At 45.3% G+C, this 11,997-nt stretch carries 12 protein-coding genes; 6 read left to right on the top strand and 6 right to left on the bottom strand.

The genetic code is table 11. From position 1 onward, the window contains the following. Window positions 1-43: 43 nt before the first annotated feature. Together KJB05_RS25080 and KJB05_RS25075 are read right to left on the bottom strand one after the other, a co-directional pair. Window positions 44-799, bottom strand: a complete 756-nt coding sequence (locus KJB05_RS25080; protein ID WP_208446369.1) for a hypothetical protein — start codon at window positions 797-799, stop codon at window positions 44-46. 92 nt (window positions 800-891) lie between these two features. Next, window positions 892-1,239, bottom strand: a complete 348-nt coding sequence (locus KJB05_RS25075; protein WP_208446368.1) for a helix-turn-helix transcriptional regulator — start codon at window positions 1,237-1,239, stop codon at window positions 892-894. A 140-nt stretch (window positions 1,240-1,379) separates the two neighbouring features. On the opposite strand from KJB05_RS25075, the gene KJB05_RS25070 reads away from it, so the two are divergent. The 4 genes from KJB05_RS25070 (at window position 1,380) to KJB05_RS25055 (ending at window position 4,181) form a co-directional block, all read left to right on the top strand. Beyond that, complete coding sequence (locus KJB05_RS25070; protein ID WP_208446367.1) at window positions 1,380-1,691, top strand: hypothetical protein; 312 nt, start codon at window positions 1,380-1,382, stop codon at window positions 1,689-1,691. Beyond that, window positions 1,692-1,871, top strand: a complete 180-nt coding sequence (locus tag KJB05_RS25065; protein ID WP_208446366.1) for a hypothetical protein — start codon at window positions 1,692-1,694, stop codon at window positions 1,869-1,871. Window positions 1,872-2,458: 587 nt separating this feature from the next. Continuing rightward, on the top strand, window positions 2,459-3,616 hold the full coding sequence (locus KJB05_RS25060; protein ID WP_009706178.1) for an aromatic amino acid transport family protein: 1,158 nt from the start codon (window positions 2,459-2,461) through the stop codon (window positions 3,614-3,616). A gap of 235 nt (window positions 3,617-3,851) precedes the next feature. Then, a complete protein-coding gene (locus tag KJB05_RS25055; protein WP_180827055.1) occupies window positions 3,852-4,181 on the top strand; it encodes a hypothetical protein in 330 nt (109 codons plus the stop codon). 82 nt (window positions 4,182-4,263) lie between these two features. Here KJB05_RS25055 and KJB05_RS25050 read toward each other — a convergent pair whose 3' ends face one another. After that, window positions 4,264-6,135, bottom strand: coding sequence for a methyl-accepting chemotaxis protein (locus KJB05_RS25050; RefSeq protein ID WP_005435536.1), 1,872 nt, complete (start codon window positions 6,133-6,135; stop codon window positions 4,264-4,266). Window positions 6,136-6,662: 527 nt separating this feature from the next. On the opposite strand from KJB05_RS25050, the gene KJB05_RS25045 reads away from it, so the two are divergent. Then, complete coding sequence (locus tag KJB05_RS25045; RefSeq protein ID WP_213053117.1) at window positions 6,663-8,000, top strand: IS4 family transposase; 1,338 nt, start codon at window positions 6,663-6,665, stop codon at window positions 7,998-8,000. A 44-nt stretch (window positions 8,001-8,044) separates the two neighbouring features. Here the strand turns inward: KJB05_RS25045 and KJB05_RS25040 are convergent, their stop codons facing one another. From KJB05_RS25040 to KJB05_RS25030, 3 genes are all read right to left on the bottom strand, one after another. Beyond that, window positions 8,045-9,409: a YjiH family protein gene (locus KJB05_RS25040; protein WP_208444861.1), complete on the bottom strand. Its 1,365-nt coding sequence runs from the start codon at window positions 9,407-9,409 to the stop codon at window positions 8,045-8,047. Between the two features lie 471 nt (window positions 9,410-9,880). Then, window positions 9,881-10,552, bottom strand: coding sequence for a YoaK family protein (locus KJB05_RS25035; RefSeq protein WP_005435539.1), 672 nt, complete (start codon window positions 10,550-10,552; stop codon window positions 9,881-9,883). 199 nt (window positions 10,553-10,751) lie between these two features. After that, entirely contained in the window at window positions 10,752-11,153 is a 402-nt protein-coding gene (locus tag KJB05_RS25030) for a GFA family protein (protein ID WP_005435541.1), read from the bottom strand. Window positions 11,154-11,302: 149 nt separating this feature from the next. Here KJB05_RS25030 and KJB05_RS25025 point away from each other — a divergent pair, with 149 nt between their 5' ends. Then, a complete protein-coding gene (locus KJB05_RS25025; RefSeq protein WP_005435544.1) occupies window positions 11,303-11,932 on the top strand; it encodes a hypothetical protein in 630 nt (209 codons plus the stop codon). Window positions 11,933-11,997: the final 65 nt, after the last annotated feature.

Here is an 11,997-nt window from a genome sequence, read left to right as displayed (position 1 = left end):
CGCAGCGTGCGGGTTTAGTTCGTTTAGGGTGATACATAAAGCGCTACAACGGGGATTCCACCACAACAAACTTACGTTCGGCTCTGAGTGGCGCAAACCAAGTATTCTTGTATTTGAAATAGCTCTGTCCGTCGACGACGACTGTTTCTTTCGTGTGAGGCAGTGAATCTACGATCTCTCCGAGTTTGTAAGGGCTAGGTTGAGGTTTTGTCGCCGGAACAACGTGGGTGACTCGCGGCGTGTTCGAACTTGGCGAAGAAGATACTACTTGCCCTGACGACGATGGCGCATAGTTTGACGACGTTGAAGAAGACGTCGTGATGGTGTTTCCATTCACAATCGTGTAGTTACCGCTTGGTGGGTAACGGACGTAATCATAGCGGTCTCCATTCCTACGGTAATACGAGTCTTGAACGATGGCATAGGTGATGCCTGCAAAAATGGCGAAAGTCGCTATGCCAACGAGATCGCTATGATAATAGTAATAACGTCCACGATAGGGTGGATACCAATAACCCGGTCTCACATAGATAAACGAGGAATGGTAACGCGGTGGCCTAACGACATATGGCGGTCGATGGTAATAGGGTGGTCTGTAGTAGGGCGGACGGTAATAAGGTGGCCGATTATAGTGGGGCGGCTTGATTGGCCTATGAGGGCGATTCACAGGGCGCAAATCGTGTTTGTTACCCGGTTGCGTGATCGGCTTTACCGCGGGCTTCACTTGCGGCTGTGCAGACAGGCTTGTTGCCCCTAGCAAGCAGAGAATGGCGGTGATCATGACCCAGATGCTTCTCATAATGCATTCCCCCATGGTTGGAGTACCGAAGCTCTAATCTTTAAGTTTAGCTCACCATAACTTTGTTTGACTGAGGAGTCTAGGGCACGACTTTATGTTCTCGTTGAGCTTTTGCTTTCGTTGGCTGTCTGTTCTAACACCAAGAAGATCAGCTTAGTCAGCATGGATTGTGCCTCTGGTGACAGTAATCTCGCTGCTGAGGCTACATCGCTTGCAGAGATGTTACCGACCCCTCTAGCATCGAGGGCGACATCCAAATCTGTTAGGTTGAGAGCCCGCAGAATGGAGCGATATTGGGAGAGCTTTAAATCCGATTCGCCTCTCTCAATTCTTTGATAAGTCTTTTCGCTCATCCCTGCGACTTTTGCCATTTGCTCACGCGACATACCTCTCTCTTTGCGTCGAGCAATCAGTACTTCAATCAGTGGGTCTACATGCATAGGCGCTCCTTAAAGGACAGTTTTGTCCTGAAGCACGCAATATCCGGACCAGTTTAACCACCTCGTATTTACCCAAGTTGATATAGCGATAAGAATGACGTTCCACAAAAAAATTACTAAATTTCAGTCAGTTTCAGAAAATGGAAAAATATCAGCTTTATAAATCAATTTCTGGTGAAGTAAGTATTCGCAAAATGCAACGCGTTTTAGAACAATTGCTTGATGAAATTCGCAATCGCAGCCGTGATAGTCGCTTGGATATGACATGGTTAACCAGAGAATCACAGAAAAGGTTGATGAAGTATAAAGAGCTGTTTTTGCATCGATGCGATCTTGACCAGACTGAGCTGAATCAAACCTATGAGAATTTGAGCCTGATAGAGCGAGCAGTGGCAGATATGGGTGTTGCAGCACTCACTTATATCATTGACGCACTAGACAAGGAAATGTAATTGGTTGAAAGCGATGCTCGTTGTAAAGCATGGACAACTGTAAAAACAGGAACGAGCGAAATCCCACAAAGCCAATTGTGTCAAATAAAAGCACTGAAAGAATTTAAAGAAAGGATGCAAATGCTGGGGAACCAAACCCAGCATTCGGAACACTCATTTACCTATATTTTCGAACCGTAAATCAGTGTTTAGAGGTATGTGAACCGAAACGTGTCGGTACGGAGCGAATAATAACGATATTGCTGAATCTAGGCTATGTTCCGGGTTTCTAACACCTCTCAACAAAGTGTACATTTTCATGTACACCTCAAAAATTGAGCGCCAAAGCTCACTTCTTAAGCTTTATAACAACAAAAGGCTAAATAATCGGCGGTTTTACAACATATCTGTTGCATCAACTGATAGTTGTTAAAATATATGGCTATAAGATGGAGCTTTTGCTTTTCAATCGTCCTATTTATGCCTTACAATCCTTTCGAACCAAATCCATTCAGCAGAGAATGGGATTGACGAAAATGGATGCGCTGATTTTGCTTCGAACCCAAAGTGAGACATTCCGTTAATCGAACTCTGCCCGGAAATGATTCCCTACATCCCCAATGTACTCAGACAGGATAGATCCGTCTTGAGTCTAGGCTTCTTGCATCCTGAATTGCTGTTTAGCATCGAATTCATTGGCTGCAAAGTAGGGCGTTTCCGTAGATCGTGCTTCGAACCAAAAGCACGATAAGTCAAAACAAAACGGATTAAATTTAGAGGTATTAACCGTGAACCTAAAACTTGTCGGCAGCTCCCTGATCGTTGCAGGTACTGCTCTTGGCGCTGGTATGCTTGCTATACCAATGGTGCTTGCTCAATTCGGCCTCCTTTGGGGCACTCTTCTTATGCTGTTCATCTGGGCGGGTACAACTTACGCTGCACTTCTTCTATTGGAAGCAAGCTGTAAAGTAGGTGGTGGCGTTAGCATGAACGCGATTGCTCGTGAAACTCTTGGCAAAGGCGGTCAGTTTGTTACTAACGGTCTTTTGTACGCGCTGCTTGTTTGTCTTTTGATGGCGTACATCATCGGTGCTGGTGACTTGGTACAAAAAGTGACGGCGTCAATGGGCCTACCACTTTCTACTATTTCTAGCCAAGTTGGCTTTACCGTTTTGGTTGGTCTAATCGTATCGGCGGGTACCGGTGTGGTTGATAAGCTAAACCGTGGTTTATTCATCGGTATGATTGTCGCACTTGTTCTTACGCTATTCTCTCTTGCGCCAAACGTGTCGTTTGAAGGTCTAAGTGAAGTCGTAAACGCAGACAAAATGGCACTGATAAAACAAAGCTCAGTTCTGTTCACAAGCTTTGGCTTCATGGTCGTGATTCCTTCTTTGGTGACTTATAACAAAGAAGCGAGCAAAACCCAACTGCGCAACATGATCATTGTTGGCTCGACGATTCCTCTTGTATGTTACCTACTGTGGTTGTTTGCAGTCGTGGGTAACTTGCCACCACACGAACTTATCCAGTTCTCAAACGTGTCTGAGTTGATCTCTGTTCTTGGTCAACAGTACACAGGTCTCGAGTTCATTCTGTCTATGTTTACTGGTTTGGCACTGCTGACGTCTTTCTTGGGTGTGGCAATGGCGCTTTACGACCAAAATGCAGACCTTCTAAAAGCAAGTAAGCCAGTGGTATTCGTGACGACGTTTATTCTGCCGTTGCTTGGCGCGGTATTTGCTCCAGAGCACTTCTTAGCGATCCTTAGCTACGCAGGTATCATCCTTGTATTCCTAGCGGTGTTTGTTCCACTATCGATGACCATGAAAGTGCGTCGTGTACCTGTAGAAGACAACAGTGTGTACGAAGCTGGTGGTGGTGCGATGGGTATGAGCATGATCTTCCTATTCGGTTGTTTCTTGCTGTTCGCTCAAGCGGTATAAATCGACTCTACGAACACACAAATTGAATCTAGAGAGCCGCTTGTCCAAAACTGGGCAAGCGGCTTTTTTGTGCAGAATTGTGAGGACTGCATCAGCGGCGTGTATGGCCTGACCGTTGCCTGATAAATCGTGATGATATTTGACCTTGAGGTGAAACTGTCTCGCCACAGGCTGACATGGCTTGCGACCACTCTCTTTATGATGACTAACAAGTTATAAAGTAAAGGGGAACCGAGTGTCGAAGCGATTTTCTTTCACAGTCGTTGGAATGATGCTTTCTTTGGGGATGTTCAGTGCTGAAGCAATGGCACACCCTAAACATCACCACAAACACGGACATCATCATGGGCATCACCACCATCATCATAAGCACAAACACAAACATAAGCATAAACACAAAAAGGTTGTGGTGGTGAAGCACAAGCGACCGAAGCATCACTACTACCATTACAAACACATTCCACCACGTAGCACCTATATTCAGATTGGCAATTTTACCTACCTAAAAGTGGATGACTTTTATTACAAGCGCTCAAAAGATCGCTATATACATGTGGTCTTGTAAGCAAACAAAAAAACAGCGAGCACTTTGGCTCGCTGTTTTGCTTGTTGGTTGATGAAGTTTGTTCTGGGTTAAAGAGGAGAAGTTAGACCGTAAAGCGGTTTAGGATCTCGTCTTGCTTACGAACGTCTTCATGCTGTGCTTGCATTGCATCATTGGTGCGGTTCGCTGAATCAGCAACTTGGGTCGACAGATCTTTAATGTTAACCGTGTTGTTGTTGATTTCTTCCGCTACCAAGCTTTGTTCTTCTGCTGCTGACGCAATCTGCAAGTTCATGTCAGAGATACGTTGGATCGCATCGCGAATACGTTGTAGCGCGTCATTGGCGTGTTCTGCTTTCTCTACTGCTTCTACTGCACTGCCTTTGCTTTGGTGCATAGCGCTAGCCACAGAAGAGGCACCAGATTGAAGCTGTTCAATCATGCTACGGATTTCGGTCGTGGATTCTTGAGTACGTTGCGCCAGAGTACGAACTTCATCCGCTACGACTGCAAAGCCGCGACCAGACTCACCAGCACGTGCTGCCTCTATTGCTGCGTTCAACGCCAGTAGGTTGGTTTGGTCTGCGATGTCGTTGATTACTTTTAGAATCGTTTCGATATTTGCCGTCGCTGACTCAAGACCTTGCACTTCCTCAACTGCTTGATCGATGCTGTCTGAAAGCAGGTTAATCGTCTCTGTAGACTCATTCACGATAGAAGAACCTTGCACCGTTGCATCGTCTGCTTCTTTCGCTGCACTTGCTGCGCCTTGTGCGTTGTTCGCAACTTCTGTCGCAGTCACTGACATCTCGTGCATTGCGGTTGCGAGTTGTTCAAGTTCTTGCAGCTGAGTTTGAATCGCAGAAGCCGAATCACGAGCGCCTTCAGCGGTGATTTGCGTACCACTTAGGATCTGATCAGAAATGCTCTTCGATTCGATGATTTGATGCTGCAAGTTCTCCATAAAGGTATTGAAACCTTTTGCTAGCTCAGAGAATTCTTGATCGGTATTGGTGTCCAAACGCTGCGTCAAATCGCCTTTGCCTGATGCTACAGCTTGGATCGCTGTGTTTAGCTCATCAAGAGGGCGCATCAAGGTACGGATAAGGATAGTCAGCGCGATGATAGAGGCAATAACAGCAATCAATGAGTAGATGATTGCGCTATTACGCAGCTTACCTACTGCAGCATAGGCAATGCTCTCGTCCACAACCGCGCCCACATACCAGTTCTCGCTCGCGATGTGCGTCAAGCTGACCATATATTTGTCGCCATTCATCTCGATGTGCTGAGCACCAGACGTTAGTGATACTTGCGGTAGGTAGCTTGATAGCTTCTCGCCGTTGTATTTTGCTTCTGGGTGCGCAATGGTTGTGCCATCCGCAGTCACTAGGAACAAGTAGCCAGCATCAAATAGGTTTACTTGGTTGACCAAGTCAGAAAGGGTGGTTAGCTCCATATCGTAGAACATGGCAGCCAAAAACTGGCCAGCTTCACGCACTGGTGTACCGATAGAGATGATCACTTTCTTAGAAGAAACATCCACGTAAGGATCGGTGACAACAAGTTTGTTTTCTGCTTTTGCTGATACAAACCAAGGGCGAACACGAGGATCGTAATCAGGGCCCGCTTCCCAACCGTCATCGTTTTCAATCACGAATCCGTTGCTGTCGTAAGCATAACCGATGGCCAAGAAGCTTGATTTTGGCATTGGCTTCTCTAGCACTTCTTTCACGTAATCGTGGTCGCTTGGGTTAATTTCCAGAATCTCGGTCATGGATTGAGCGAGTTCTTTTTTAGCGTTCATTTCGGATTCTACCGTGTTCCCCACACTGGATAGGATCTCACTCACGCTGGTGTCGATGTTTTCTTCGATCTGTGAACGAATGGTCATCACTTGTTGTGTCGACAGCAATGCCACAGTCACAAGCAATAAAATAGAAGAGGCGGTGACAACCTTATGTCTGAATTTCATACTTTTCCCTCTCGAGTCTCCCGGCTGGTTTACTCTGCTTGCGCCTCTTATTTGTCGGGCACATTCGGCAGAAGTGAACACATTATTGTGTTTGTTATTTTTGTTATCGACAGATTTATCAGAAACCTGAAGGCTAATTACGACTTTTGTTGGCGAAACGAGAACAAAAAGCCGCTTGTTTTATAAAGTTGTGAGATTGATCTAATTTGTTGAACTTCGTCATCAAACTGTTAAAAACATAAGAATAGTATCATTGAGCCTTATAGAAACAAGTCTGAGTTGTTGGTTTTCTGCAATTTAAATCAATGAATTTAAAGTTATATTTATAACTTATGTGTTTAAAGTGAGGCTGTTCGAAAGCTGAATAAATAAGGGGAGATGTGACAAAACAGGCGGGAAATTGCAAAACGAGTCAGCAGATACAAAAAAGGCCCCGACAGAGCGCAATGTAGATCAGATAAGGATCGGTTGACCGATCCTTCTGCTGAGAGATAATCGGAAGCCTGTTTCTAGGCTTCCGATTTTTTATGTCTATCCAAAACTGTTTTGCCGATTTCCTCGAAGAAAATCCTGTTGATGTAGCTCAACTCACCACTTTCTCTGAACATATCCCAGATGAATGGGTTGTTAAGGCAGCTAGTCTTTCTGATAAGGCGACTATTCGCCGACGTCGGCTACCAAGTGACATGGTCTTGTGGTTAATTGTCGGCATGGCCTTCTTCCGTAATGAACCTATTGCCGAAGTTGCACGAAGAATGAATGTCTGTGCGGATGGCTTAGTCGATGAAGAGTTATTAGCAAAAAGTGCTTTAACTCAGGCAAGACAACGTTTAGGTAGAGCTGCACCAGAGTGTTTGTTTAAACAATGTGGGCGGACGTGGGGTCTTGAACGATACCGTGATGATACGTGGCAAGGATTACAAGTTTTTGCTGTAGACGGTGCTCTTTTTCGAACCGCAGATACCCCCGAACTTAGAGAGCACTTTGGCTCGGGTAATACCTCCAGCAACAGACAGACACCGCATCCAGTGCTAAGAGTTGTGACTATCATGAATGTCCGCTCTCATGTCATCGTTGACGCCGCTATAAGCCCCTATCGGCGTGGTGAAATCCCGCTTGCTATGCCCTTCATCGACTCCTTGCCAGATAACTCTGTGACGTTACTGGATAAAGGGTTTTACGGTGCAGACTTACTTCTCTCTCTTCAAAATAGCGGTATCAATAGGCATTGGTTGATACCAGCAAGGAAGGGGCTGAAATACACACTTCTAGATGAAGAAGAAAGTAATGACATGCTCATAGAAATGAAAGTCTCTCCGCAAGCTCGCAAAAAGAACCCTAGCTTACCTGAGAAATGGCAAGTCAGAGCGGTGACCTACGAAGTACAAGGTAAGCAGAAAACCGTTTTTACCTCCCTTCCTAGAACAAACTACGACGCGAAGGCAGTAGCCAAACTCTACCACGAGCGTTGGGAAATCGAATTGGGTTATCGTGATATCAAAAGCTCAATGCAACACAATACCTTAGTATTACGCAGCAAAACAGTAGACCTTGTTTATCAAGAACTCTGGGGGCTGTTGCTTGGTTATAACTTAGTAAGACGTGAAGCGAGTCAGGCCGCGGTTGAGCATGGAAGAATGCCGAATGAAATTAGCTTTAAATATGCTTGTCAGTTTATAGCGAGCCAACTGAAGGTGATGAGTAAAGCGATATCGCCAGGCAATACACCTAAGCGTTTAAAGAGTCTCAGGGGAGATTTATCCATCCTCTTTATAGACAAACGCCCTAAGCCTAATCGGCCTAGGGCGGTAAAAATATCAAAGACCCGATATCCTGTTAATCGCAAAGCAACTCCGCTTAAGTGAACTACATTGCCCGACAGAGCGGAGCCTTTGTAAGATGCATGATTTTAGAAAATCAAATGAGCTATACCGGCAATAACTGGTAGCGTAATCAGCGTACGTAGAATGAAGATAACGAACAGTTCTACGATGTTAACTGGAATCTTACTACCTAGAAGCAGTGCGCCCACTTCTGACATGTAGATAAGCTGAGTAACTGACATAGCTGCAATCACGAAGCGAGTCATCTCGTTGTCGATTGATGCCGCTAGGATCGCTGGGATGAACATGTCCGCAAAGCCAACTACGATAGTTTGAGATGCTGCCGCTGCTTCAGGGATTTGTAGCAATTCTAGGTAAGGGATAAATGGCTGACCTAGGATTTCGAATACCGATGTGTATTCAGCAATGACCAGCGCAACAGTACCAAGACCCATAACCACTGGCAGTACGCCAAAGACCATGTCGATTGCGTTGTGTACGCCTTCTTTAAATACTGAGCGTACTGAAGTGACTTGACCAGCACGTTTTAGTGCGAGATCCATACCCCAAGAGAAAGTTGTGTGACCTGCAGGTACGGCGTCTGCGTCTTTCTTAGGTTCACTGCCGTCCATGTAGCGGTCTTTCTTTAAGCTCAATGGTGGAAGGCGAGGAATAATGATCGCTGCGATAACACCTGCCAAACAGATTGCGCCGTAGAAAGGCAGGAATAGGTGCTCTAATTGAACCTGAGCAAGTACCACCAAGCTGAACGTAATAGATACCGCAGAGAACGTCGTGCCTACAACCGCTGCTTCACGCTGGGTGTAGAAGTTGTTTTCGTACTGTTTACTGGTTAGCAGGATACCGACACTACCATCGCCCAACCAAGAAGCCATACAGTCGATAGCACTACGGCCAGGAAGGTTGAATACAGGGCGCATTACTTTACTTAGAAGTGCACCGAACAGTTCTAGTAGACCGAAGTTAAGCAGTAGAGGCAGTAATAGACCTGCAAAAATGAATACCGCAAACAGGGTTGGTAGAAGACCAGTAAGCACAAGGCCACCAGTGTTTTCTTCCCAAATCGCTTTTGGACCCACTTGGAAGAAAGTCATCAGTACAGCTGCGCCACCAATTAGGCGAACCATTAGCCAAAGTGGAGAAGGATTAAATAGGCCGTTCAAGAAACCATTACGTAGGATTGCTGCTGGCTTGAAAATTTTGCACAGAACAGAAGCTATAGCCATGAAAGCAACAATAGCGGTAACGATCGCAATTAAAGTATCGCCAAGAACCGCAGGAATGACTTTTGCCATTACCGCAACAGGGATTGTCAGGCCGCCATCGTAAGAGATTGGAGCCATGAAAAGTAGAAGACCGATCAGGGATGGGATGAAGAACATCCAAAAGTTGCCCTTAGGCGCTTCAGCAGCATTGGTGTTGTTATGCATTTTTTGTCTCGTGTTACTACTAGTCAATACTCGCCATATTCCATGACATAAATATTCACTAAACATCCGTATTTAATCACAGTGTGCGGAGATTACCCGCAAACTGTATCCTTTGCAATACTATTCATTAAATACATCTAGTTATTCAGCCGTTTTTTCGGTCAATTGAATCAAAACCAGAATCTTGTATATGAATTTGTTGCTCGTGTTAGAAAATTGTAGCACGCAAGCCCCTCTGAGCAGCTTGTTAAACGGCACAGTGTGACCAAAGCAATAAAAAGCCTAGCAAATGTGATTCGGATCTCAAGGCGAAAGCGGTGTTTTCTCCCAGTAGTGGCACAACTTTTAAGGGATTAAAGAACAAATAGCTGAATCAGAGCAATCGAAGAGATTCGTTTAAAGCAGAAAGAGATAGGTGAGAGAGTAAAAGAGTGACGGCTTAAGTCGAATGCTTAAACCGTCATATTACATTTAGGCAGTTTGATTACGATTGAGTAGGTACAAGTAGCACCAATATGCGATGGCAATAACAAATGCCAGAAGCGCAGGGAAGGCCAACGCATACAGTTCATAAACGTTAAACAATGCCGCGCCAGCAGTACCACCTAACAAGAAACCTAAAAAGATAAAGATGAACAGTTTGGCTTTACGTCGGTCAAATTGACGGCCACGTAAGCTCTCTCCAATCATAATACCTAGGTCGGTAATGATGCCGGTCATGTGTGTTGTTCGTACCACAGCGCCACTGAAGGTCGTGATCATCGCGTTCTGCAAACCACATGCAGCAGAGGCGAGGTACTGACCATATACATTGCCTTGTACCAAAAAGCCTAAGCTCAGCAGTAGCAAGCTGCCTTCAATACAAAGTGCAACACCGTAACGGCGGCCAAGTTTGAGGGCACTACTTTCAATAAAGAATCCGCTAAACGCAGAGCCTATTAAAAAGCTGAATACAATAAAGAGCAGGTGGATGGTTGAGTCCACACCTGTTAATAAGCTGTTCCCTAGCTGAGTTACGGTTCCGGAAAGATGCGTTATCGCTTGATGTTGAAAGCCGAGAAGACCCACGGCATTGACGCAGCCTGCGAGAAGAGCAAGCAAAAACGCGCCATATTCCACCCAACGAGGAAGTCTGGAAATCACAATAAAACCTCACCAAATGTTAGGAGCAGATTATAGCGCTCATGGCGCGGAACGAAAGTACTTCTGCTATTACCCGGTTGATCATTCTCAATAAAGTCTCAACTTTTGTTGAATGACCTGTCCGTATCGAGAGTTAATAAGCGTATCGAAAGTAAATAGACGAGTACTGTGTCATTGTTCTGATTGGGGCTGTTTGTGCTTAACCAATGTGTTCCATGGTGCAATCAAAGCTCACCCAGCCGTGTTTTCGTTGTTCGTAAATAGAGACCGTTGGTTCTGCAAATTCTTTATTGTTAAACAAACCCATCGGAATCACGGCGTAATCTGGTGCGTCCGACAAGAGTAAGCGCATGGTCGTGCCGCACGCAGGGCAAAACTCGTATTGAACTTGATTGCCTGAATCAGCAATTCGAATGTAACTGGTGACCTCACCATCGAGGATGACTTGGTCTTTGTTGAATCGAGCTTGAACGCCGAACACGCTGCCAGTTCGCTTTTGGCATTCGAAGCAGTGACAGATAGAAGTGCGAATGGGCTCCGCCGTGCAACGCAGTTGGACTAAGCCACAGGCACACTCGCATGTGTGGGTGATTTTTGTCATCGTTATTACCTATTGGTTGCCCACCAAACAGTTTAGTTTAATTTTGAAACACTTGAGTTAAATCCAACGAGTAGGCGTTGAGGTCTTCACGGGTGAATTGGTATATACTCCGAACATAATTAAGAGAACAAGAACACAAGGAAGTCTTCATGGCTCGTAAGAGAATCCTACCAATCCCTCTCATTCTACTGATCCCAATCGTCCTGTTAGCCGTGGTGATCATTGCGGGCATTTATCGATTTAGTCTGTCCGATGAAGAAATTATGGCGAAGTTTCCTCAAGCGCAGGCACAATCTAATCCTATCGTGGCCGAAGTTCTGGGGATTCAGTCACGAAATCCGTGGACGGTTCAAGTTCCTGAGCAAGGTGCGGTAACGTTTCTAGAAGATTGGGATAAAGAGAACGGCTTCCTAAAAGGTCAATATGACGCTGGTGGCACCAGAGGTGAAGTGCTGGTTCCTACCGAGTTTATTGCTCAACGCGACATCAATGAAACCCCTTGGATTGTCGCGCCAGTGATTGTTACCACACAAGGCTCAGGGGCGTTTTATTACATCGGTTTGTTTAAATTTGATGCAGTGCCAAGCCGAGTTGTGCTATTGAACAGTGTTTTCATTGGTGACCGAATTCAGATGTCTTCTTTGAAGTGGGAGAGTGATACGCAAATTTCGCTTTCTTATCTTCAACATGGCGAAGATCAAGCGATGGCAGAACAACCAAATCAATTGAATTCAACGACGCTTAAACGTGTAGGTAATAACCTACATATGCAACAGTAATGACTTTTTTTGTCTTCTGTAAAAATTAAGCATTTTCTGCGCTAGATCTCGCTATTTGCTAATGA

This window comes from Vibrio sp. B1ASS3 (genome assembly GCF_905175355.1).
In the GTDB taxonomy this organism is placed as follows: domain Bacteria; phylum Pseudomonadota; class Gammaproteobacteria; order Enterobacterales; family Vibrionaceae; genus Vibrio; species Vibrio owensii.
This window is presented reverse-complemented; position numbering and strand designations above follow the sequence as displayed.

Coding starts and splice junctions, on each gene's coding strand:
- KJB05_RS25030 (WP_005435541.1), bottom strand. CDS start 11,153: ATGACAAAAATCACCCACACATGCGAGTGTGCCTGTGGCTTAGTCCAA.
- KJB05_RS25050 (WP_005435536.1), bottom strand. CDS start 6,135: ATGAAATTCAGACATAAGGTTGTCACCGCCTCTTCTATTTTATTGCTT.
- KJB05_RS25070 (WP_208446367.1), top strand. CDS start 1,380: ATGGAAAAATATCAGCTTTATAAATCAATTTCTGGTGAAGTAAGTATT.
- KJB05_RS25025 (WP_005435544.1), top strand. CDS start 11,303: ATGGCTCGTAAGAGAATCCTACCAATCCCTCTCATTCTACTGATCCCA.
- KJB05_RS25040 (WP_208444861.1), bottom strand. CDS start 9,409: ATGCATAACAACACCAATGCTGCTGAAGCGCCTAAGGGCAACTTTTGG.
- KJB05_RS25080 (WP_208446369.1), bottom strand. CDS start 799: ATGAGAAGCATCTGGGTCATGATCACCGCCATTCTCTGCTTGCTAGGG.
- KJB05_RS25045 (WP_213053117.1), top strand. CDS start 6,663: ATGTCTATCCAAAACTGTTTTGCCGATTTCCTCGAAGAAAATCCTGTT.
- KJB05_RS25075 (WP_208446368.1), bottom strand. CDS start 1,239: ATGCATGTAGACCCACTGATTGAAGTACTGATTGCTCGACGCAAAGAG.